Source organism: Flavipsychrobacter sp., from assembly GCA_041392855.1.
GTDB lineage: Bacteria > Bacteroidota > Bacteroidia > Chitinophagales > Chitinophagaceae > UBA5543.
Genome location: JAWKLD010000001.1, coordinates 2,740,515 through 2,764,646, shown reverse-complemented (window position 1 = coordinate 2,764,646; position 24,132 = coordinate 2,740,515). Strand labels below are relative to the sequence as shown.

At 39.8% G+C, this 24,132-nt stretch carries 22 protein-coding genes; 7 read left to right on the top strand and 15 right to left on the bottom strand.

From position 1 onward, the window contains the following. Nucleotides 1-5: 5 nt before the first annotated feature. Together R2800_12745 and R2800_12740 are read right to left on the bottom strand one after the other, a co-directional pair. Nucleotides 6-2,825, bottom strand: coding sequence for a TonB-dependent receptor (locus tag R2800_12745; protein ID MEZ5017918.1), 2,820 nt, complete (start codon nt 2,823-2,825; stop codon nt 6-8). A gap of 113 nt (nt 2,826-2,938) precedes the next feature. After that, entirely contained in the window at nt 2,939-5,947 is a 3,009-nt protein-coding gene (locus R2800_12740) for a glycoside hydrolase family 3 N-terminal domain-containing protein (protein MEZ5017917.1), read from the bottom strand. Between the two features lie 117 nt (nt 5,948-6,064). On the opposite strand from R2800_12740, the gene mutL reads away from it, so the two are divergent. Next, nucleotides 6,065-7,909: a DNA mismatch repair endonuclease MutL gene (gene mutL, locus R2800_12735; GenBank protein MEZ5017916.1), complete on the top strand. Its 1,845-nt coding sequence runs from the start codon at nt 6,065-6,067 to the stop codon at nt 7,907-7,909. A gap of 73 nt (nt 7,910-7,982) precedes the next feature. Then, nucleotides 7,983-9,068, top strand: coding sequence for a 1,2-phenylacetyl-CoA epoxidase subunit PaaE (gene paaE / locus R2800_12730; protein ID MEZ5017915.1), 1,086 nt, complete (start codon nt 7,983-7,985; stop codon nt 9,066-9,068). A 4-nt stretch (nt 9,069-9,072) separates the two neighbouring features. On the opposite strand, the gene arfB is transcribed toward paaE, so the two are convergent. Both arfB and R2800_12720 read right to left on the bottom strand, forming a co-directional pair. Then, on the bottom strand, nt 9,073-9,465 hold the full coding sequence (gene arfB / locus R2800_12725) for an alternative ribosome rescue aminoacyl-tRNA hydrolase ArfB (protein ID MEZ5017914.1): 393 nt from the start codon (nt 9,463-9,465) through the stop codon (nt 9,073-9,075). Between the two features lie 57 nt (nt 9,466-9,522). After that, on the bottom strand, nt 9,523-11,037 hold the full coding sequence (locus R2800_12720; protein ID MEZ5017913.1) for a sigma 54-interacting transcriptional regulator: 1,515 nt from the start codon (nt 11,035-11,037) through the stop codon (nt 9,523-9,525). A 114-nt stretch (nt 11,038-11,151) separates the two neighbouring features. On the opposite strand from R2800_12720, the gene R2800_12715 reads away from it, so the two are divergent. Next, nucleotides 11,152-12,102, top strand: a complete 951-nt coding sequence (locus R2800_12715) for a hypothetical protein (GenBank protein ID MEZ5017912.1) — start codon at nt 11,152-11,154, stop codon at nt 12,100-12,102. A 3-nt stretch (nt 12,103-12,105) separates the two neighbouring features. Here R2800_12715 and R2800_12710 read toward each other — a convergent pair whose 3' ends face one another. The 8 genes from R2800_12710 to R2800_12675 all read right to left on the bottom strand — a co-directional run bounded on the left by R2800_12710 (nt 12,106) and on the right by R2800_12675 (nt 19,058). After that, nucleotides 12,106-13,170 carry a hypothetical protein gene (locus R2800_12710; protein MEZ5017911.1) on the bottom strand — a complete coding sequence of 355 codons (1,065 nt, stop codon included), beginning with the start codon at nt 13,168-13,170 and terminating at the stop codon, nt 12,106-12,108. Between the two features lie 100 nt (nt 13,171-13,270). After that, on the bottom strand, nt 13,271-13,621 hold the full coding sequence (gene arsC, locus R2800_12705) for an arsenate reductase (glutaredoxin) (GenBank protein ID MEZ5017910.1): 351 nt from the start codon (nt 13,619-13,621) through the stop codon (nt 13,271-13,273). Further along, complete coding sequence (locus R2800_12700; GenBank protein ID MEZ5017909.1) at nt 13,618-14,274, bottom strand: CoA transferase subunit B; 657 nt, start codon at nt 14,272-14,274, stop codon at nt 13,618-13,620. Before R2800_12700 ends, arsC begins: the two co-directional genes overlap by 4 nt. A 3-nt stretch (nt 14,275-14,277) precedes the next feature. After that, nucleotides 14,278-14,976, bottom strand: coding sequence for a CoA transferase subunit A (locus R2800_12695; GenBank protein MEZ5017908.1), 699 nt, complete (start codon nt 14,974-14,976; stop codon nt 14,278-14,280). Between the two features lie 56 nt (nt 14,977-15,032). Then, complete coding sequence (locus R2800_12690) at nt 15,033-15,485, bottom strand: hypothetical protein (protein ID MEZ5017907.1); 453 nt, start codon at nt 15,483-15,485, stop codon at nt 15,033-15,035. 46 nt (nt 15,486-15,531) lie between these two features. Beyond that, nucleotides 15,532-16,077 (bottom strand): N-acetyltransferase family protein, encoded by a 546-nt coding sequence (locus R2800_12685; GenBank protein MEZ5017906.1) that lies wholly within the window; start codon nt 16,075-16,077, stop codon nt 15,532-15,534. Nucleotides 16,078-16,124: 47 nt separating this feature from the next. Then, nucleotides 16,125-18,317, bottom strand: a complete 2,193-nt coding sequence (locus tag R2800_12680) for a glutamine synthetase III (protein ID MEZ5017905.1) — start codon at nt 18,315-18,317, stop codon at nt 16,125-16,127. A gap of 102 nt (nt 18,318-18,419) precedes the next feature. Next, the gene (locus R2800_12675; protein ID MEZ5017904.1) at nt 18,420-19,058 is read right to left on the bottom strand and encodes a 4'-phosphopantetheinyl transferase superfamily protein; all 639 of its coding nucleotides are present in this window, start codon (nt 19,056-19,058) and stop codon (nt 18,420-18,422) included. Between the two features lie 97 nt (nt 19,059-19,155). On the opposite strand from R2800_12675, the gene dcd reads away from it, so the two are divergent. Further along, nucleotides 19,156-19,692, top strand: a complete 537-nt coding sequence (gene dcd, locus R2800_12670) for a dCTP deaminase (protein MEZ5017903.1) — start codon at nt 19,156-19,158, stop codon at nt 19,690-19,692. A gap of 44 nt (nt 19,693-19,736) precedes the next feature. Further along, on the top strand, nt 19,737-20,363 hold the full coding sequence (locus R2800_12665) for a hypothetical protein (GenBank protein MEZ5017902.1): 627 nt from the start codon (nt 19,737-19,739) through the stop codon (nt 20,361-20,363). A 20-nt stretch (nt 20,364-20,383) separates the two neighbouring features. Here the strand turns inward: R2800_12665 and R2800_12660 are convergent, their stop codons facing one another. After that, nucleotides 20,384-20,836, bottom strand: a complete 453-nt coding sequence (locus R2800_12660; GenBank protein MEZ5017901.1) for an LEA type 2 family protein — start codon at nt 20,834-20,836, stop codon at nt 20,384-20,386. Between the two features lie 67 nt (nt 20,837-20,903). Between R2800_12660 and R2800_12655 the strand changes: the two genes are divergently transcribed. Both R2800_12655 and R2800_12650 read left to right on the top strand, forming a co-directional pair. After that, nucleotides 20,904-21,419, top strand: coding sequence for a hypothetical protein (locus R2800_12655; protein ID MEZ5017900.1), 516 nt, complete (start codon nt 20,904-20,906; stop codon nt 21,417-21,419). 191 nt (nt 21,420-21,610) lie between these two features. Then, nucleotides 21,611-22,687, top strand: coding sequence for a hypothetical protein (locus R2800_12650; GenBank protein ID MEZ5017899.1), 1,077 nt, complete (start codon nt 21,611-21,613; stop codon nt 22,685-22,687). Nucleotides 22,688-22,793: 106 nt separating this feature from the next. On the opposite strand, the gene R2800_12645 is transcribed toward R2800_12650, so the two are convergent. Together R2800_12645 and R2800_12640 are read right to left on the bottom strand one after the other, a co-directional pair. Beyond that, the gene (locus R2800_12645) at nt 22,794-23,750 is read right to left on the bottom strand and encodes a transketolase family protein (GenBank protein MEZ5017898.1); all 957 of its coding nucleotides are present in this window, start codon (nt 23,748-23,750) and stop codon (nt 22,794-22,796) included. Nucleotides 23,751-23,780: 30 nt separating this feature from the next. Beyond that, nucleotides 23,781-24,122, bottom strand: a complete 342-nt coding sequence (locus tag R2800_12640; GenBank protein MEZ5017897.1) for a translation initiation factor — start codon at nt 24,120-24,122, stop codon at nt 23,781-23,783. Nucleotides 24,123-24,132 lie beyond the last annotated feature (10 nt).

The window sequence follows — 24,132 nt, the reverse complement described above, 5'->3', positions numbered from 1 at the left end:
CTATACTAGTTTTTCTTAATTATCATTGATGCTGCATCATTTTCAGGTGTTGCTCCCATAGCTGTTTTTGTAAAGTTCCAAGTAAGGGATAACATACCATATCTACGTATCGTATTATAGCTTTGCTCTGTTACATAGTTGTTACTTGCATTACGTGTAAAACCAAGGTTTTGATTCAAAATATCGAAGACCGAAGCTCTTAGTTCTAGTTGATCGTTTTTCAGGAAACGCTGACTGATATATGCATTCCAACGGAAGACATTGTTGTTTCTATCAAATACAGCCGTTTGCTCCCTTACCGACCAATCAAAATCAGAACCTATCCTTAACTTGAATGGGAACTCGTATGAAGCATCAAAATTATAGTTGACCGACCAGTAGCTAGTTACCTGTGTGCTGATAGAAGAAGAGTTATCATTATAGCTAGGACCTACACCTAAGGATACCATTATCTTTTCATCTTTCGACTCATAGTTGGCATATGCATTCACGGAGTAGGAGTTATAGTTACTCGCATTTTTTACCCCATTTACAAGGTTATTCGCTTTTGATAAACTTACTCTTGTACGCCCTCCTATTTGTGTATTCAGTTTTCTGATACGCTTACCTACGTTGATACTGGCGCTACCATTATAGTTACCATCCAAATTAACGTACTGATAGGTAGTTCTACCCAAAGAGTCAATCGTTTGCGAACGGCTAATGGCATTATCCACTACATTGAAATAAGCATACATCCAGATATGTCTTCCGGAGAATACTTTGTAGTCAGAGAAGTTGGCATTGATGCTATGGCTGAACTCCTGATTCAAACCAGGATTACCAATTGATTGGTTGAGTGGATCTATATTGTTTTGTAATGGTTGTATTTGTTCTAACGAAGGTTGTCTAGTACGACCATTATAGCTTAAACTTACTCTGGTTTGTTTTTGAATATTATATCTGATACTTGCCGACGGGAAAAAGTTGGTAAATGAATATCTACGAGAAGTATCGGTCATTAAGTTGTCTTGTAAAAAATTGGCACGAGCTATAGATCCTCCAATTGAGGCATTCAATTTCTTCTTGTAGCTATACCTTAAAAAGGTAGACCCGGTATGTGTAGTAATATTGAAGGCGTAATTACTACTAAAGATAGAATCCAACTGGTCATAAGAATCAGAAAACGGTGCACTTTTACTAAATGTATTTCGTTCTGCACTATTATTCGTTACGTTTAGTCGATAGCTAAGGCTTAATGATAGATATTTAGATAACGGCTCTGTATAGCTGGCATAACCTGTCAAAGAAATATTCTTATCCTCATTCCTTTTTTTCTGATCAAACGTATCGTTACGTGCTGAAAGATTAGCGTATTTTATTAATGAGTTCAATAAGATATCTCCTGTTCGCTCTTGGTAGTTTTCTGACAAGCTCACGGTGATAGTTCGCCTATCTTTCTTAAACTTTTTACGATACATCAAAGAGCTATTGATCTGTGTTGTCAGTCCTTCGCTTCTGGTTTTTGTATTGTTGCTATTTATCTCATTGCCAGATGCATCCCTTGTGTTTTGGTTCGTTTCAGAGTTCCTCAAATTCTCTGTTCTATTCACGGTAGCGTTTACCCTAATATCTGACAGGCTATCTACCTTCAACTCATATAAGGCACTTATCCTGTTTCTATTTCCTGTTTTAAACGAATTGCTTGTCTGTGTTTCGTACAGGGCAGAATCTTGTAATATTTTTTCCGTAATAGTATTGTTTACCGTCTCTATATCTTGTTTTGCATAGCGATAATTACCTGCTACATGATGTTTATCCTCGTTCCATTTATTCGAGTAGTGCAGCCCACCTGTCCAAGCTCTTGGGTAGCCTCTACCGTTATATTGTCCATCCCAACTTTCAAAATCATCACTGCTGTAATATGTTGTTATCGACCCATCATCCCCAACACTGGTATTACCTCCTCCTGCATTAAACTTATCTTGATCTTCCCAACCCAAACCTATGGTACCTGTATTGGCCATGATGCCAAAAGCAGATAGCTTTCGCTTGCCTTTGAAGGAATTGATCATGGCTTGGTTCTCAAAATAGTTTTGTAGATCTCCTGCACCACCTCCGGCTTTTATCTTGCCGAAGTATCCTTTCTTCATATTCTCCTTCAACTCAAGGTTTATTGTTTTGGTGCGCTCTCCATCGTCTATACCTGTAAACTCTGCCTCGTCACTTTTCTTATCGTATACCTGCACTTTATTAACAGCCTTAGCGCCTAAACTTTTAGACACTACTGCGGGGTCGTCTGTAAAAAACTCCTCCCCGTCTACCAATAGCTTTTGCACTTCTGTACCTTGTGCCATTATTTTACCATCCTTATCTACTTGTATACCAGGTAGTTTTTTCAGAAGTGACTCTACTGTAGCATTGTCCCTTACTTTAAAACTATCCGCTACATATTCTATGGTATCACCTTTTACTTTTATGGCTGCATACTGGTCGGTAAGTACAAACTCTTTCAGCAAGTGTGTACGAGAAACCATCGGTAATTCACCTACATTAGTAGCAGGCTTAGTTACATTAATAACATCTATATAGTCTGCAAAGCTCGGGAAGGTAACCATGAGCAAATACTTCCCTTTGTCTTTTACTTCCAGTGCGAATGTTCCATCGGATTTAGCTCTTGCGAATGTGGCCAATACCGAGTCTTCTGCCCTGAGCAAAGTAATAGCGGCATTCTGTAGCGGATTGAGATTAACTGTGTCTGAAACTGACCCCTTGATGGTATATGTTTGTGCCTCTGCTGTAATGGTAAGGCATAATAGGACTAGGAGTAGGATTGTTTTTTGCATGAGGTCATTACATTAGTATGACAAATATTAATGTAATTAATAAGTACAGAAAACAAATTCTGTTAAAATAAATAAAACTATAGGGGTATAAAAAGGGGGATATTAACCCGCAGTTATTTTAACTGTTGCCTTTTTACCATTGGCCTATCTCTATTGATAGGAATACCTAAGGACTCATATATATAATCTTGTGCCTTGGTACGAACACTTTTTTGGTTGATCTTCCAGTTGGTAGCCGAAGGGTTAACTCTATTGCTAAGAAAAACAAATACGACACCAGTAGCTGGATCAGCCCAAGCACAAGTGCCAGTAAAACCCTGATGACCATAGGCATAACCACTAACTCTATCTCCTGTTGGTCCGGCATCATTCCGCTCCGCTTTAGGTTTATCAAAACCTAACCCCCTTCTGCTCAATGTAGAATTGTATGCAGAGAAATAGTCTATTGTCGATTTTTGAAAAAAGCGAACACCGTTATAAACACCACCGTTGAGCAACATTTGAAATACTATTCCTACATCCTCTGCTGTAGCAAACAAACCAGCATGCCCAGCCACACCACCAAACATAGCCGCGCCCGGGTCGTGCACAAAGCCATGTACCGTTTGTCTACGGAAAACAATATCATTCTCAGTAGGCGCAATGTTTTCTTTTTTTATTTTTTTCAAAGGGCGATAGGTCATTGTTGTTAGCCCCATAGGTTTGTAGAAGTTTTGCTCCATATACACATCAAGAGGCTGGTTGGTTAGTTTTTCTACAATTTTGGCTAAAAAGTAAAAGTCCAGATCACTATATACATACTTACCTTGGTTTTCTAAAGGTGTGGTCAATATGATATTCCATATGCTATCTGCATAGTCGCTACGCAGGTACAAATTTTCTGCTACCAATATACCGAACGTATTATCTCCTATCGGTCTATACAGGTCGGCTCTTAAATCGCCTAATGAGTCCAATGTTTCTTTATAAAAAGGTATCCAGCTCTTCAAGCCTGCTTGGTGCAGTAGCAAATTCTTTATCCGAAGGTTAGCCTTATCTGTTCCCTTTACCCAAGGCAGGTAATCTACCAAACGTTTATTAAGGTCTAATCGCTTTTGCTCATAGAGGCGCATTACGGCTAGTGTAGTAGAAAGTACTTTGGTCAAAGAAGCTACATCATACACCGTACTCGTTTCCACTCTACGCTTTTTGTAGACATCTTGATAACCATACGCTCTATTGAATAATATCTTTCCATCTTTGGCAGCAAAGACTTGACAACCAGGAAAGGCACCATCAGCCACTGACCTTTGCAAGAACATGCTTAACTCATCAAGCGCTGCGGAATTTACGACACCTGCCTCATCTACAAACAAGGTTTTGTCTTGAAGGTTGCCAGCTCTATCTAGCTTTTTTTTTACATCCTCTGCAGAAGGTGTAATAATTTTTATTTGTGTGCCTGCCCTCAATGTATTGCAAGGACTAACAGGTAAAGCACCTTTGGGCGATGTAATTTTCAACAAGGTAGTAGCAGCTACTTCCTCTGTGCTTTTATTATCCTCATAAGTAACTAGGATATTCTCAAAATCGCAGAAATGCTGTAGTAAATAAGGGTTGCCCAGTAAGACCAATACTACTTTTTTATCTTTTTGTATCTGCTTTAAGAAGTTCATTTGTCGGGTATCCAAACCATAGTCGTTACCTTTTGTCGGGTAAAAACTCATATTATGTACAGCAACCACAACAATATCGCTTCTGTTGATCACCTGCATTGCCTTAGCATCGCTACCCCCCTTTGGCAGGTACGCTTCTGCTACAGTACCCAACTCCAGCTTTAGCTGTTTATAGAGGGTTGTAGCGCTATTAGCGTTAATACCTACATAACCTACTTTCTCTTCCTTTCTGGCAATACGGGTACGCATACCTCCCATATCTCTCAATAAGGTAACAGAAGAAATAGCGATCTGATACTCCAATGCGTCCGTATATCTATTCAAGTCCGCTGTAGCATTTTCTGCTACTACAGGTTGCCAGCTATACAATCCTGCTCTATACTTAGCTGTCAATATTTTTCTTACTCTTCTTTCCAACTCTTCCTCACTTACCTTGCCTTCGGCAATAGCTGCTTTGATCTTGCTAATGGCCACAGGCACATTTTGCGAGAACAGCAACACATCATTACCTGCCAAGAAAGCTCTGAGGTCTACATCACCCGGCTCAAAGTATTTAGCTACACCTTGCATATTAAGGGCATCTGTAAAAACAAGACCATTAAAACCCATTCGCTCTTTTAATAGAGTGCTTATCGTATTTTTTGATAATGTAGTAGGTATATGAGGTTCTGTTTCTAGTGCAGGAACATCTAAATGCGCTACCATCATCGATTGCACTCCAGCACCTATTAGTTGTCGGAAAGGATATAGTTCTAATGCTTCGAGCTGTGTTATCGACTTTTTTATAGTAGGGAGGTCTTTATGAGAATCCGTCTCTGTATCTCCATGACCCGGGAAGTGCTTAGCACAAGCCATTATGCCATAGTCTTGCAGACCACGCATGTAGGCAATACCCATACTAGCCACTTTATACTTATCCTCACCATAAGCACGTGCGTTTATAATGGGGTTCCTAGGGTTATTGTTTACATCCACTACAGGGCCAAAATTGATATGCACACCCATACGCTTACATTGGTAAGCAATGGCAGCACCAAGTCGGTATGCCAAAGATGTATCCTCTGTAGCTCCTACCATCATCTGCTTGGGCATATCTTTCACACCCGTCAAGCGCATGCCCAAGCCCCACTCTGCATCCATACCTATTAATAACGGCACTTTAGACATTGTTTGGTAAGCATTGTTTTGCTCCGCTTGTGCTTCTGGTGTGCCTTGCATAAATATCAAACCACCTACCTGATTGGCTGCTACAAGTTTTTTTATTTGCTCTTCATTGTAGTTTTTACCCCCTGAATAGGCCGCTACCATAAACAGTTGCCCAATGCGCTCCTCAAGGCTCAGTTGCTGATATACACTATCCACCCATTGCTTTTGATGCAAAGCTTTTTGCAATGCATCTTGCGCCTGCACACCTAATGAAGTAAACAATACCCCTACCAATAAACCGAGAAAAGCCTTTCGCATTATCATGTTCACAAATATAACCTAATGTAGACAAGGCTGAAACGCTAAAACATTTTATAACTACATTTCTTGTTAAAAAAAGCAATTTGCTACCTTCGCTTTTGCGATCAAAAAAAAGGGAAGGTGCCTGACATAATACAATTATTATCTGACCATATAGCTAACCAAATAGCTGCAGGAGAGGTGATCCAAAGACCGTCTTCTGCTGTGAAGGAGTTGTTAGAGAACGCCATAGATGCGGGTGCGACTGATATACAATTGATCGTAAAGGATGCCGGCAAGGAGCTGATACAGATAGTGGACAACGGTTGTGGCATGAGCGCTACCGACGCGCGTATGGCTTTTGAGCGGCACGCCACTTCTAAGATCAGAAACATAGAAGACCTATTTTCTATACGTACAATGGGTTTTAGGGGAGAAGCCTTAGCCTCTGTTGCCGCAGTAGCACAGGTAGAGCTAAAGACCAAAACCAGGGATAGTGATGTAGGCACTCATATCGTAATAGAAGGTACAGAAGTGAAATCGCAAGAGCCATGCGCTACAACAGACGGCACTTCTATATCTATCAAAAACCTCTTCTTCAACGTACCAGCGAGAAGGCATTTCCTTAAAAGTAATGCTACCGAGTTCAGGCATATTATTGATGAGTTTACCAGAGTAGCTTTGGCACATCCTGATGTTGCCTTCCGTTTGTTTCACAATGATAAAGAACAATACCATCTTGAAGCGGGTAACCTTAAAACAAGGATAGTAGGACTACTGGGCAATACTTACCAAAAGAATCTGGTACCGCTGGAAGAGAAAACAGACTTGCTGAACATTAGCGGTTTTGTAGGTATGCCTAAAGCTGCTACGCGCACAAGAGGCATGCAGTTTTTCTTTATCAATGATCGTTTTATTCGTAGCCCATACCTACACCATGCTGTAGTGAATGCTTACGAAGGGTTGATAGAAAAGGAAGCTTTCCCGTTCTACGTACTTTTCTTAGAAGTAGACCCTGCAAGGGTAGATGTGAACGTACACCCTACAAAACAAGAAGTGAAATTTGAGGATGACCGTATGATGTACGCCTATCTGAATGCTGCCGTAAAGCATTCTTTGGCAAAATACAACATCGCCCCTTCTTTAGACTTCACCCTAAATCCTGAAATACAGGAACTCCCTTCGGTACAACTACCCAAGACTGAGGAGCAAACAGAACAAACTACAAAAGGTTATCTATACAATACCTTTACTAATAAGGGGCAGGCACATTTCATTGAAAAAAAGGATAGCCTTAAACAATGGAAAAACCTTTATCAAATTGCACAGGAATCTGCAGAGCAGCCTAGCGAAGAGCTGCATCAAGAGCCTAATGTGCAACAACAAACCTCTATTTTGAGTGGCGATAGTGGCTTGCCTGTCAATTCAGAACATAATATTCTTTTAGTACAAGGCGCTTATCTTGTCACCACCGTCAAATCGGGAATGATGCTGATACATATACGCAGGGCACAAGAACGTATTTGGTACGAGCGACTATTAGAGCAATGGAATGAAGGCAGTACACCTTCTCAGCAATTACTCTTCCCTGTATCTTTAGAGCTTCCACCTCAGGATGCCATACTACTCAATGAAGTGCTGGCTGACCTATCTAAGATAGGTTTTGATATTTCTCCCTTTGGCAAAAACACTTTTGTAGTGCAAGGGTTGCCTACAGGGCTGCCTAGTGGTGAAGAGAAAAATGTGCTGGACGAAGTGATAGATCAGTTAAAACACGAATCGGACGATGCTGTAGGCAAAAGACAAGATACATTATTGGCTAATATGGCCAAACGCCTATCTCGCAACCAAGAGGCCATGCACCAGGCTGAAATGCAACAATTGCTTATTGACGAGCTATTTGCTTGCGCTCAACCTGAATATACTCCTAGCGGTAAAAAGATATTTACCATGCTCCGCAAGGACGATCTGGAAAGTATGCTATAAACCTAACTATTATCATAAAATGGATACCTTATTTTATTTAGCTTTACGACTCAATTTTAATACCTAGATAGTAATGGCAGTACCAAAATTTCATGAACTAAGTGTTTTAGATATTAGAAAAGAAACAGAAGATTGTGTGTCTGTATCGTTTAAATTAAGCGAGGGACAGGTAGCCAACTTTGGTTTTACGCCCGGTCAATATCTTACTTTCAAGAAAGATATTAATGGGGAAGAGGTGCGTCGTTCATATTCTATATGTGCCGGACCTAATGATGGAGAGTTAAGGGTAGCCATAAAGAAAGTACCAAATGGTCGTTTCTCTACCTATGCCAACGAAGAGCTTAAAGTAGGCGATGTGTTGGAAACCATGCCCCCTATGGGCAACTTCTCTGCCAAAAAAGAACTGGATAAGAAAAACTACTTAGCCTTTGCTGCAGGTAGTGGTATAACGCCGATACTTAGCCTGATGAAGGCGACACTTGAAGGCGACGACAAAAGTACCTTCACCTTAGTTTATGGCAACAAAAGTAAGAACACCATCATATTTCGTGAGGAGATAGAAGCCCTTAAAAATAGATACATGCAGCGCCTTCGTGTTTATCATGTACTAAGTAGAGAGCTGATGGATGTACCGATGTTCAATGGTCGTATCACTGCTGAAAAATGTAGTGAGTTTTGCGATACATTAATTGATATAGCTACAGTTGACGAAGCCTTTATTTGCGGGCCAGAAGACATGTTGCTTTCTGTACGCAAGCAATTGGTAGAACAAGGCATGACAGAAAGCGATGTTCATATTGAGCTATTTACATCACCCGATCAGCAAAACGCTACCCATAAGCAATGGGCTGAAGAGCACAAAGCTGACGACGGGAAAATGAGTAAGGTAAGTATCCGTTTGGATGGCACTACTTTTGAGATGGACCTAGCATATAATGGGGACACTATACTGGATGCTGCATTAAAAAATGGTGCTGACCTACCTTATGCTTGTAAAGGTGGGGTATGCTGTACTTGCCGTGCTAAAGTAACAGAAGGCAGTGTAGATATGGAGGTAAACTATGCCTTAGAAAAAGACGAGATCGAAAATGGCTTTGTATTAACTTGCCAGAGCCATCCTACTACAGATAAAGTAACGATAGACTTTGATGCCAGATAACAGACTACCAGTCTTTTTTACGCATCTCTTTTTTTAATGATTTTTGGCGCTTGTATTCCAAGCGCTTTTCTTTTGCCGCTTTCGATATCTTGGTGGGCTTACGTTTCTTAGGTATTACCAAACTCTTATCTACGAGTGCCAACATCTTCTTCAACGCTATTTGCTTGTTCTCTAGCTGCGACCTGCTCTCCGTACTTTTTACCAGTAGGTAGCCCTCTTTATTCATACGGTTGCCCAGCTTAGCTGTTATCAATTCTTTCTCCTCCTCAGAAAAAAACTGAGACGAAGCTACCAGCCACAAAGCCTCAACAGCAGTTTCTACTTTATTTACATTCTGACCGCCCTTGCCTCCACTACGTGCTGTTTTATAGGTTATTTCTGTTGAAAAATCTCTCATTACCCCACAAAAATAGCGATGATATTCATCATCGCTATCTATTATTTATTCTTTGCTTTAATATTCCTCTTCTTCACCATCAAAATCCATATTCATCATGCTACCCAATATATCTCCAAAATTATATCCTCCACCTTCTATGCCTTTTTTACTTATCAGAGAGTATTCAGATAAACCATGCAACATAAACTCCATCAATAAAAGAACTTCTTCTTTCTCCGTATCAGGATAAAATTGCTTCACCGCACTATACAAACCGTCTACTTTATAAAGATTATCCCTGTAGGCATTATCATCTTCATCTTGTACCATTAATAGATCATTGCCTTTACCAAACCAGTCTATCACCGGCTGGTACGGATTAGGTTTGGGCTTAGCTCCCTCAGGAGAGCGACCTGCCTTTTTGAAGGTTTGAGGGTCGGGGAAATATTGTGTGAATAACGAACGGATAGCCTGACCTAACATCCTATAAGCTACATTCATAGCACCTTCCTGTTCTCCTTCATATACCAACTCTACCTTACCCGTTATGGATGGCACTACCCCTACAAAATCTGCTAAGCGCACCCAAGTATTTTCAGCTCCTGTTTTCAATGCTCTGCGCTCTGCCGTACTCACTAAATTTTCATAAGCTGCTATTGTAAGTCTTGCAGATACACCACTCTTCTGATCTACATACTCACTACTACGCGCCTCCATTGCCAATTGCTCTATCAATAGGCTACACAGCTCGGGCACAAATACTTTCTCCGTTTGCTCTTGCAACACATTGGCTTCCTGCTCTGTTATAGTACGCGATATAGCTACCGACTTAGGATAGTGGGTTATGATTTGGCTTTCTATTCTATCTTTTAGCGGTGTCACTATGCTACCACGATTGGTATAATCCTCGGGATTGGCAGTGAATACAAAGAGTATATCTAGAGGCATCCTTAGTTTGAAACCGCGTATCTGTATATCTCCCTCTTGTAAAATATTGAACAGAGAAACCTGTATACGTGCTTGTAGATCGGGCAATTCATTTATCACAAATATGCCTCTATGAGAGCGTGGTATGATACCGTAGTGTATCACCTCCTCGTCTGCAAAACTCAATCTTAGATTCGCTGCTTTTATCGGGTCTACATCGCCTATCAGGTCTGCAACAGACACATCAGGCGTTGCTAGTTTTTCTCCATAACGCTCACCTCTGTGCAACCATCTTATTGGTGTATCATCTCCTTTTTCTTCAATTAGTTTTCGGGCGTAAGAAGAAATGGGTGCAAATGGGTCATCGTTTATGTCACTACCATCTACTACAGGTACCCACTCATCCAATAGATTCACCATCTCTCTGGCCATCTTTGTTTTAGCCTGCCCACGTAGGCCTAAGAACAATATATTGTGCCGTGATAACAATGCACGCTCTACATCAGGTATCACGGTATCTTCATAGCCAATGATACCTTTAAAGGGTGTATCTTTTTCCTGAATACGTTTTATTAAGTTTTCCCTTACTTCTTCCTTTACCTTCTTGGGTTTGTAGCCCGATTTTTTGAGTTCGCCTAATGTCTTTATTGTAGGTACTGCCATAATTACTTCTTAAAGAATACAAATAAAGATACAGGATGTAACTATGCCTTTTATAACCTCTTAACAATAGCCGTATAAAGATTTTCTTTTACTTTACATCAAAATCTAATTGATATGAGATCGCTATACCTATCCTTCTTCTTCCTTGCACTATTGGCTTTAACTAATAGGAGCTTTGCCCAAAATCAATATTTCCAATTTCTGAATAGTACTATTGTTATTGCAGATAGCTCAACGGCTGCTACCTTCGTTAGTACACCTGATAACTATACTGCTAACTTCTCCACCTTCGACCTACAAGGAAAAATAGGAGGTACTGGTAACTATACAGAAAAAGACTATTTAGCTCATGCTGCCAAGGGCATGCGTAATTGGACAGTTAGTCAAGCCAAAAGCATTGAACAATCAATGGGCACTATAGCTAGTTTCATTAAAGACAACAAGCTGCAGCTACAACTACCCGACAGTATTTTAATTATAAAAACAAACGCACAAGAAGAGTTTGGCGCAGATGGATACACGCGAGGCAATGCTATTATACTCAACTCGGGTAGTAGCCTTGTAGGAACAGGTATATTATCTCACGAGTTATTTCATATTTTTTCAAGGTACAACGAGGCAACCCGAGATGCTATATATGCACTCTTTGGGTTTAAAAAATGTAACCCCATAGATGTGTCCAAAGCATTGCAGCAAAGAAATATCTCTAACCCTGATTGTCCTGTCATCAACCATTACATTACAGTAAATGGTCAGGATATGGTGCTGATATTATATAGTAATAGAGACTATACAGGTGGTAGTGTTTTTGAAGAGTATGTTGCAGTTAGCCTACTGGTAATAGAAGGCAAAGGAAATAACAAACAGCCTAAGATCAGCAATGGAAAACCTGTGATCATAGAGTTTCAAAACGCTATGGAAATATTTCAGCAAGTAGGCACTAATACCGACTATCTATTACACCCTGAAGAAATTAGCGCAGAGCATTTTACATTTCTGATAACAGGCAGAAAGGTAAGGCAACCATCTTATGTAGAACAACTAAAAAAGGTACTGCAGCAATAGTAGCTATTCCCCCCATAGCCAATCATCCATCATTTTATCTAGCTTAAACAACTGTCTGCCCTTTACCGATTCTTTTTCGGTAAGCATAGCTTCGTATTCAGTATTATCTCTAAAAGATATCCAAGCCCCCATAAGGTTTTTGCCCACCTTCTTTAGTTCCATAACCCCTACATCCTCTTCCTCAAAAGCCCATGTACCATCTTCCTTTCGTGTTACGGTTAGTATAAGATACTCATCCAGATCACCGAATTTATAAATGGCCTCATAATGGCAGGCAGGCTCAGGGCAGCTACCTTTCAGTCCTCTCACGTATAATACAATGTCTATTTCATTATCCAACTTGCCTACATATAATTTACGCTCTGTAATTTCCTTAAATATTTTTACCGTGTCTTCTTGGTTACCATCATCATCGTAGCTCACAACTACATTCGTTTTCTTAATACTATCCTGAGCGGCAATAATACTGTCCAACTCTCCATTTTTGAGTGCTACCCAAAGCTCATCCATCACTCGTCTTTCTATAGCTGCCTTTCTATGGTATTCTTCTGTACTCTCTGCCTCAATTATATTCAGCACTTCTCCACCATACCAGTTGTCATCTATCAAAAAGAGATTCCTTAACGCTATCCCAAACTTCTTTCTGGTAAGCATATCTTTTACAAATAATATGCCGTGCATACGGATAGGTGCTATAACCTCGAAACCACGCATCTTATGATTTAGTGGTTGTTTCTCTAATTCATATCCGGCAATGAGTAGATCTGCCCAGTGAACATTGGAGTCTACACCTTTTTGATATACATTATTGAATGTCTTTACTATTCTGTCATTAAAGGCAGGATCGTGCTGTCTTACCAATTCAGGGTGTGCTCTCATATTAGCAACACGGCGCATGCGCCACACATTAGTATCCTGAAACTGGACTAGTTTACTCCACAGCAAGCCGAACTTAGGAAACAATGTAGCATATGTAGAATCATCGTTTGTCTGCAAAGCCATAAGGACTTCACTTACCAATTGCTTTTCCGTTTTTATTTGCGCAGTAGCTATAGTAACTGTTGCCAAAAATATCAAACAAAAAAAGGGTAACCGCATAGATAAACTACTTGTGAATTACCCAATATAAAAAAACATTCACAGAATGTTTAATGCAATAATCTATTGCTTACAGTATCTCTAACACTTTTTCAGGAGGGCGACCAACAACTGCTTTATCTCCTTTGATAACAATTGGTCGTTCTATGAGTATAGGATTTTTAGATAGCACTCTTATCCATTCTGCCTGAGTAAGTTGCTTACCTGCATACTCTTCTTTATATAGCTTTTCCTTCTTGCGCACTATATCTTCTGCCTTCAGACCAAGCTTTTTAAGCAATGCCTTCAACTCTACTTGTGTAGGGGGCTCGTCGACATATAATCTTATTTTAGGCATCACCTTATTTTCCATAAGTAGTTGTAGTGCCTTTTTACTGGTACTGCATGTCGTCTTATGAAATATGGTTACATCATTTATCATATCGCTACTTCTTTTACATCATCAGCAATTACCAGTCTGCCTGCTGTCTTTTCTTTTATCTCTTCAATACTTACACCCGGTGCGTATTCTATGCAACGGAAACCATCTTCTGTAACTTCAAACACACCAAGATCCGTTACTACTTTAGTGATACACTTAACACCTGTAAGAGGCAATGTACATTCTGAAAGTAATTTGCTTTCACCTGCACGGTTGGTATGCTGCATGGCTACTATGATATTCTTAGCAGAAGCTACCAAGTCCATTGCGCCACCCATACCTTTTACCATTTTACCGGGAATCTTCCAGTTGGCTATATCACCTGTATCTGTTACCTCCATAGCACCCAAAACTGTTAGGTCTACCTTGCCGGCACGTATCATACCAAAGCTGGTAGCACTATCAAAAAATACGGAACCGGGTACTGTAGTAATAGTTTGCTTACCTGCATTAATTAGATCTGCATCTTCCTCTCCTTCGAAAGGGAAGGGCCCCATACCTAACAATCCATTCTCACTTTGTAGTACTACGTCTACCCCTTCAGGTATATAGTTAGCTACTAGTGTTGGGATGCCAATACCTAAATTCACATAGTAACCATCTTTTAGCTCCTTAGCTATGCGTTGCGCTATTTGTTCTTTTGTCAATCCCATGATTTAGTTTCTTTGTCTTACTGTGCGTTGCTCAATACGTTTTTCATAATCAGCACCCTGGAAGATGCGGTGTACATAAATGCCTGGCGTGTGGATGAAGTTAGGATCTAACTCACCTGCTGGCACTAATTCTTCAACCTCAGCTATAGTTATTTTACCTGCCATAGCCATCATTGGGTTGAAGTTGCGCGCAGTATCTTTAAATATCAAGTTGCCTTGCGTATCACCTTTCCATGCTTTTACTATGGCAAAATCAGCATCAAAAGCTATTTCCATCAAATACTCTTTGCCATTAAACACGCGGGACTCTTTTCCTTCAGCCACCTCCGTACCCACACCTGCGGGTGTAAATACTGCTGGCATTCCATAACCAGCTGCCATGCAACGTGTAGCTAGTGTACCTTGTGGTATCAATTCTACTTCCAACTCGCCACTCAATAGTTGACGCTCAAATTCCGCATTCTCACCCACATAAGAGGAGATCATTTTCTTTACCTGCTTGCCTTGTAGCATCAGCCCGATACCAAAATCGTCTACACCTGCATTGTTAGAAATACAAGTCAGATCATTAATACCGCTCTTTACTATGGCTGCAATGCAATTCTCAGGAATACCACATAATCCAAAACCGCCGAGCATTAAGGTCATGCCCGATCGTATATCTTTTACCGCCTCATCTGCGTTGGCTACTACTTTGTTCATCTATCAGAATATTTGTGCTAAAATAATGAATTAAGGTTGTTATCCCGACCCTGCTATTATAATATTTGCTTAATGTTATAGTCTCTATTATTCAAGGAAAAACTATCTCCTTCTTTTTTACCTTTTAGTTGCATACCTATGGGCGAGGATAAAGAAATAGCATAGAAAATTGCTCCGTCTATATTTAGCTTTCCTGCACTTATCGCCACATAAAAATTACCATTATTTGTATATACTAAACTACCTTCTGTTACAATCGTAGTTGTAGTTTCAGAATCTATTCTTTGTAACACCACTTCCTCAACTTGCACTTTTGAAAGACGATTCAGATTCATATTGATATCCTGCTGCAGCATCTCGCGTGATGTCTCATACTTATCCCCCATACTACTTTTAGTATCACTCTTTATAGCCTCTCTCCTTTCATCAATAGCTGCTTCTATTTCTTGGATTGTTGTAGCTATATGCTCTGAGCAAATTTTATGTAGAAGTTCTTTTATATTACTCATAAAATAAAAACTTACCTAAATATCCTAATATACACTAATAATTAACCTAAGACTTCAGCTTGTCAATAGGCCTTGGTTTTTCAATGCCTGCTATATACTCCCCCAATTGTTTCTGAAACCATTTGACACTATGCCATTCATTATTCTTAAAGCCGATGTTCTTGAACACACCTATCTCTTCAAAACCACAGGATAAATGCAAGGCCTCACTTCTTTCATTGGGCATGGTCATACCTGCAAAAGCAGTACGATAACCTTGTTGTGCTAATAACTCGAATAGTTGTTCATATAGCTGTTTGCCAACACCCTTGCTTCTATAATCTTTAGCAATATATATAGCTACCTCTGCCGACCATTGATAGGCTGTTCTGCTACGGTGTGTCATACCATAAGCATAGCCAACGACCATACCATTTTGCTTAGCTACCAACCATGGATACTGTTGTGTAACGGCATTTACTCGCTCTGTAAATTCTTCCATACTTGGCACTTCATACTCGAAGCTGATCGATGTTTCTTCAATATAAGGTGCGTATACTTCTAGCACCTCTTTAATATCTTCAGGCGTAATTAATTGGATCGTAATATTCATATAGCGGTGTAATAAAAAAGCCCTGCGTTGCAGGGCTTGAATTCAAATTATCTTAAGAACAATAGCTCACGATACTTTGGCAACGGCCATAATTTATCGTCAACGATCAATTCCAGTTTATCAATGTGGTAACGTATTGTATCAAACAATGTTTTCACATCATTGCAATACATCGTTGCACGTTTATGAGAGTCTTCCTCGTTATTAGCCAGCTTACGCGCTGCTATCATCGCCTCTACATTTCTGTTGATGTTTTGAATATGCATGCCAATAACATTGATGATATTCAACTGTGCTTCATAATTGCTTTCTACTATACCTAAGTCTTTCAGTCCTTTTACATTCTCTATCAACGTATTCATGTAGTTAACTGCTGCAGGCACTACGTGGTTGGTAGCAATATAGCCCATCATACGCGCTTCTATCTGCACTTTCTTCACATACTCTTCCAGCATTATTTCCACACGTGCTTCCAACTCACGATCGGTAAATATGCTATTGTCAATGAACAGTTGTTTTGCCTTATCAGTGATGTAAGACTGTAACGCCTCAGGAGTAGTTTTCATATTACTCAAGCCACGTTTTGCCGCTTCTTCAGCCCAAGCTTCACTGTAGTTATCTCCTTCAAAACGTATTGCTTTCGACTCAGAGATATACTTACGCAATACTTGTATGATAGCGATGTCTTTCTTATCACCTTTCTCTATCAATGCATCTACTTCTGACTTGAACTTCTTCAAGCTGTCTGCCATGATGGTATTCAATATCACCATAGGGCCAGCACAGTTTGCTGCAGAACCCACTGCACGGAACTCAAACTTATTACCAGTAAAAGCAAATGGAGAAGTACGGTTACGGTCGGTATTATCCATCAACAACTCAGGGATTTGCTTATGGATATCCAATTTCAAGATCACCTCATCCTGCTCGTTGAATTTATCTTTTACACGCTCCTCTATCTCATTCAATACTTCAGTAAGGTACTTACCTATGTATACAGATATGATCGCAGGTGGCGCTTCGTTAGCACCAAGACGGTGATCGTTACCTGCCGATGCTATAGTAGCACGTAATAGGTCTGCATGCTCATGTACCGCTTTAATGATGTTGACAAAGAAAGTCAGGAACATCAAGTTAGTACGTGGCGTTTTACCAGGAGACAATAGATTAACTCCTGTGTCTGTTGCTAAGCTCCAGTTGTTGTGCTTACCACTACCGTTCACACCAGCAAATGGTTTTTCGTGTAGTAGTACTTGCAACTTATGACGCTTTGCCACTTTATTCATTAGATCCATCAACAAAGAGTTGTGGTCTACTGCTATGTTTACTTCTTCAAATATTGGTGCACACTCAAATTGTCCCGGTGCTACCTCATTGTGACGGGTACGTAATGGAATACCCAGCTTGTACGCCTCTTGCTCAAAATCTTGCATGTAAGCATATACACGCTCTGGTATCGTACCAAAATAGTGGTCGTCCAGTTGTTGTCCTTTTGCAGGAGCATGACCTACTAGTGTACGGCCAGTCATTACCAAGTCAGGACGTGCATTAGCCATCACTTCATCTATCACAAAATACTCTTGCTCCCATCCTAGTGTCGCTGTTACTTTAGATACATTCTTATCAAAATAATGACATACATCTACCGCAGCACTGTTTAGTGCGTGGATAGATTTGATCAACGGCGCTTTATGGTCAAGCGACTCACCATTGTAAGCAATGAATATAGTAGGAATACAAAGAGTCTTACCTTTTCCGCTCTCTAAAATGAAAGCAGGAGATGAAGGATCCCAAGCAGTATAACCACGTGCCTCGAAAGTGGCACGGATACCGCCGTTAGGGAAGCTCGATGCATCGGGCTCTTGTTGTATCAATGCGTCACCATCAAATATTTCTATTGCAGTACCATCACTCTTAATGGTAAAGAAAGAGTCGTGCTTTTCAGCAGTAGTACCTGTAAGTGGTTGAAACCAGTGCGTGAAGTGAGTAACACCCATATTCTCCGCCCAAGCTTTCATACCTGCAGCTACCTGATCCGCCATTTTTCTATCCAATCTTTCACCTGCATCAATAGATGCTTTCAAGCTTTTATAAGCCTCATCACTCAAATACTCACGCATAGAATGGTCGGTAAACACATGGCTACCAAACATTGAGGTAATACGCTTACCTGAGTAATCTTTTATCTTACGCTCCTCGCGAGCTAGGTCTTGTAATGCTAAATAACGTAATGACGACATTAGATTAAATTTTTTGCAAATTTAATAGAATTTCTGTCAAAACATCAAAAAAACGAGTGAAACCTAAAAAATAATTAATATTATTATTTTATTTAATAAATATTAGAATTTAGGATGTACTATCTCTTGGTGTACGATATAAGCACACGCAAAGTCTTGACGTATAACGCCTTGTGAGGAAATTTCCATCTTAGGGTTGGTAAGTTGCAGCTCAATATCCAGATCGTAGTGAAATTCCTGTTCTTTAAAATTTACCAATGGAAGATGGTCGATAAACTCCACGCCTCTTCGTCCCTGCCATTTATAAGCAGCCTCTTTAGCACTCCATGCCAGTGTAATGAGCTTGGTATCATTATTAAAGTAGGCTTGCTCCTCAGGAGAGAGAAATTTATTCTGCAAAGCCTCCATTCTTTTGTGCCAGCACTGTATATCTATACCACATTCTACATAGGGGCTTACCACAGCGGCCACGTAGGGCCATGAGTGGGAGATGGAGAAATAATACTCATTATTAGCCAAGCGGGGCTTATCGTGCTCATCCTTCTGTATATTCAATAGCGGAAAGTCGTTTTTCAAATATTTGAGCAGAAACCTACCTGCCAGTCGCTCTATTCTTCTTTTTTCATTCTTTATATCTGAGGTGATACCCGTACGGTCAATAAAAAAGCTTTCAGGCTCTTCTATCTTCCATATTGCGGCTAGGCTGTAGGCATCGCTACTCCATTCTCTGAATAGTGGCATACTGCAAATATACCCTGTTAATAGCTGAAGATGTAATGAGGATAAAAACATTTTCTTACCCTTTAGCGGTTACAGGGCTTTATATATATTTGCGGTCATGATACTTTCTGATAAGCGCATACTAGAAGAAATGGAAAAGGGCACGATCAAGATTGAACCTTACAATCGTGCCGACTTGGGTAGCAATAGCTACGATGTACATCTTGGCTCTACACTGGCTACTTATAAAGAACATATCATTGATGCAAAGAAGCATAATCAGATAGAAACCTTTGAAATCCCTGAAGAGGGTTTTGTATTGTATCCGCACGTGTTTTACTTAGGCGTTACAGCTGAGTATACGGAGACACATGCGCATGTGCCTTTCTTAGAAGGTAAATCATCTACAGGCCGTTTGGGTATAGACATACACGCTACAGCGGGTAAAGGTGATGTTGGCTTCTGTGGCAACTGGACTTTGGAAATTTCTGTAAAGCAGCCTGTAAAAGTATATGCGGGTATGCCTATCGGTCAGCTCATCTACTTCCCAGTAGATGGTGAGATAGAGGTGAAATACAACCAAAAGAAAAATGCTAAGTATGGCAACCAACCAAACAGACCTATTGAGAGTATGATGTGGAAGAATAAGTTTTAGTCTCTACCTATACAGACTATTAAACTTTATTACTTTCACCCTTTATGAATGAGGGAACAATATCTAAAAAGAGACTAAGAACAGCATTAAAACTTGTTGTTAGTTATCTCATAGTTGTCTTTTTTCATTATCATATTGATAAGTTTACTAAGGGCTACATTATTATACCGCTTGCTCTATTTTATTCAGTCTTAACGGTTGTTTTCTTCATTAAGTTCATAAAGACATTAGTAAGAACATTACTGTTAGAACCTATAAATAAATATGTTCTAATCACGCTTATTCTATACCTATTCGCTTTTGCTGGAATACCATATGCTTGGATAAATAAAAAAATACCTTCATCTGAACTTTTTGAAAGCAAGGTGGTACTAAAGGGATGTTTTGAAGGGACAATGAACCAGGCTAATTTAAAATTTCGCGCTGACAGCACATTTGAATTACATTGGACTGGTGCATTTTTAGGAAATGCATGGTATTATGGTAAATGGCATGGAAACAATGACACAATCACGATTGTGAATGACGGAATAGCTATAACACCATTAAATGACACTTTAATACTTGTAGATACTCTTCGCAATCAATTTTTTATCCCTTACGCCGATAATTACAAGACAATTTTTGACAACCGCTGGTTTTATAAAGGTGATTGTAAAGGGTACAATTGATACTTTATCAAAAAGTAATTTTAAAATCCTATATCCAGTTTCTGCTTTCCTTTATAGCGTATAGGTATAGGAATATATACGCCTCTGCCAGCTTTTACGGTTCCTTTTAGTTCTACGTCTACTTCTTTGTTGAGTAATAGCGCTAAGGTATTGGGCAGCACCGCCTTCATATCTGCATTGAGCCTTACGGGCAATATAAAAGTATCTAAAGCAGGTACATCGTAGCTCTTCATCAACTCGGCATGCCCTACCTTTTTATCATTGATGTAAAGATCCATATCGGCATCTTTCATAGTCATGCCATGCTTGTTGGGGTTGTAAAAGGCTATCTCCAGCTCTACCAGAGGTGTCATACTAATTTCCTTTATAGACATCCCCTTCACATCTACATACTCCAGATCTTTGGGGTTGCCACAAGACATGACCATGCCTAATGCTGCTACTATTAATATGCTATAGACTATCCTCATCATGCGACTAAGATAAGTATAGATTTTTGTAGCGTTAGTTATGTCTCTGTCAAAAAGCTATTTTTAGGATATGAATAACAAACAGTTTTCCGTTCTATTCGCATGTCTGCTACTAGTAGCCTGTGGCAATAACCCAAGTCAAACTACAACCAACAATACAGATACAGCTGCACAAGAAGAAGTTGTGACCGATGAAGCCATGGCGGAAGACATACCCGACGAGATAGACGAAAACCCTTATGAAGAATTTGTACCTAAAGGCTATACCTTGTACAATGCTTATAAAGGCGACCTGAACAGAGACGACTACGAAGATGCCATCATTATACTTGAGCCACTCAACAACCCAGACGATATGACCAATAGAGCCGTTGCCCTACTTGTTGGCGATGCCGAAGGTAAGCTCTCGCAAGTTGCCTATTGTGCCAATGCAGTACTTTGTAAAGAATGTGGTGGTACGTTTGGCGACCCCTTTTCTGATGTAGTTATCAAGAATGGCTACTTTACCTTAGAACATTACGGAGGCTCTAGCTACCGATGGACGCACGACCCTACTTTTAAATATAACGCGGCAGACGGGAGATGATACCTTCATCGTGTAAGCGTACAAGAGCATACCACCTTCGACCCAGAGACCTCCCACAAATCGACTATCAAAACACCAAAGGATTTTGGCGAGGTAGTATTTGAGGAGTATAATATTGTGAATTAAAAATAGAGTGAAAACACCCTGTTGTAAGGATTTAGAAATATATACCTTTATTCAAACTCGTCTATATGTCTACACAAGACCAAACATCAAAACATAAGGATTTTCTTGAATGGTATATTAATAATCAAAAGACTTATGCTACACTTGCTAGAAAAGTTGAGAGCATTTTGAAAGAGCTTCTTGATGTAGAAAAGGTAAATTACCATTATGTTTCCTGTAGGGAAAAAGACATTAAGAGCCTTTCTAAAAAACTAGACACCAAGAACTATAATAACCCTAAAGAAGAAATAACTGATTTAGCAGGAGTACGCATTGTAACATATGTTGAAGATGACAATGCTAGAGTAAGCAGAATAGTAGAGGACAATTTTACAATTGATAAAGAGAATTCTGTCAATAAAGGTGAGGAGCTTGGCGTAGATAAAGTAGGTTACAAATCAATACATTATATAGCTTCTATGTCTGATGACAGATTAGCTTTACCTGAATATAAAAGATTCAAAAATCTAAAATTTGAAATACAAATACGAACAATTCTACAACATGCATGGGCTGAAATAGAACATGACAGAAACTATAAATTTTCTGGCGTTCTACCCGATGATATTCAAAGAAGGTTTGGCTTGTTAGCTGCTGCTATGGAATCAGCAGATAGAGAATTCAATTCAATATCAAATAAAATTGATGAAATTGCTCAAGAAGTGAAAGAGTCTGCATTAAAAGGGAATTTAGACTTCCCCATCAATTCTACAACGATAAAAGAATATTTTAAAACAAAATTCAAAAACTTATTTGACAATAATATTATACCTGAATTTTTTGATTCAGAAAGAGAAAAATTAGCGTTAGAAGAACTAAAAAAATTCGGGCTTGTAACCCTTTCAGATCTTGATAAAATAATCCCAGAAAAATTCGAAGAACATGCGATATCACATTTTGCAGACTATAGAAATTTTAATGCCTTAAATGCAATTATTGTAAGCATACTTATCACACATGATTATAAAAAGTACCTTGAAGAAGTTAAAACCAAAGAACACTGGGAAAACAATACTGCAACTTCTTACAAAGACTTTTGGGGTAAATTTAATATAGATACAGACCTACTAACAGAAAAGTATGGTATAACATTTTCAAAGTAATGCTAAAACCGCATTTCATAAAGGTATGTACTTCTCCTAAACACACAATACAGCCCCAAGCATTGCTTGGGGCTGTGAACTATTAATTTGCCAAACTGTATTTGTCTTATTTACGCTGCATTACTTTCTTCACCGCAGCTACAATATGCCCTTTACCCAAGCCATACTTCTCTAACAGGTCAGTAGGTTTTCCACTTTCTCCAAAGCTATCATTCACCGCAATAAACTCCTGAGGGGCAGGTCTGTTTTGTGCCAGTACTTGTGCTACTGCATCGCCCAAGCCACCATTGCGTTGGTGCTCTTCAGCAGTTACCACACAGCCTGTTTTACCAACAGATTTTATGATCGCTTCCTCATCCAGAGGTTTTATCGTGTGCATGTTTATTAATTCAACAGAGATACCTGCTTCTGCTAGTTCTTTAGCCGCTTCTACTGCCGTCCATACCAGATGGCCACAAGCAATGATGGTTACATCCGTACCCTCTGCCATTATCTGTGCCTTACCTATCTGAAAGTCTTGGTCTTCGGTAGTAAATACAGGCCATCCCGGGCGACCAAAGCGCAAATACACCGCGCCTTCATCTTCAGCAATAGCCATAGTAGCCAGCTTGGTTTGTGTAAAGTCGCAAGGTACGATCACCTTCATACCCGGTAGCATACGCATCATACCTATATCTTCCAATACTTGGTGGGTAGCACCGTCTTCACCCAAAGTAAGCCCCGCGTGCGATGCACATATTTTTACATTCTTACCACTATAAGCGATAGACTGGCGTATCTGGTCATATACACGAGAGGTAGAGAAGTTGGCAAACGTAGTGGTGAAAGGTATTTTCCCACCAATGGTTAAACCAGCTGCTACGCCCATCATGTTAGCCTCCGCAATACCGCATTGTATATAGCGGTCTGGAAACTCTTTCATGAATTTGCCCAACTTTAGTGAGCCTGCCAAGTCAGCAGTAAGTGCCACTACATTAGGGTTTTTACGAGCCGCTTCTACTATGCCTTCTCCAAAGCCAGAGCGCGTGTCTTTCTTGTCTAGTTGTTGTATATCTTGTAACATGTGCTAAAAGTCAGTGCAAAAATAAGTTTATCATTTGGTTAATACATAACCCATGCCCTTCAATAAGTCGATTATTTTCTGTTTGTAGTCTCCCTGAACGATTATTTCGCCGTCTTTCACGCTACCACCCGTGCCACACTTGGTTTTCAGCTCCTTGCCCAAATCTTTTCTGTCCTCCTCCGTACCTTCAAAATTGGCTACAATCGTCACCACTTTACCGCCACGGTGCTTGGTTTCTATCCGTACACGTAGCTTTTGTTGGTTTTTGGGGAGGGTTTCCCCATCCAGATTATCCTCTTCAAAATCGTTGTAGTAGTCTTGGTTGGTAGAATAGACCAACCCATCAGCACGCCCTTTGTTTTTCTTAGACATAGTACAAAGG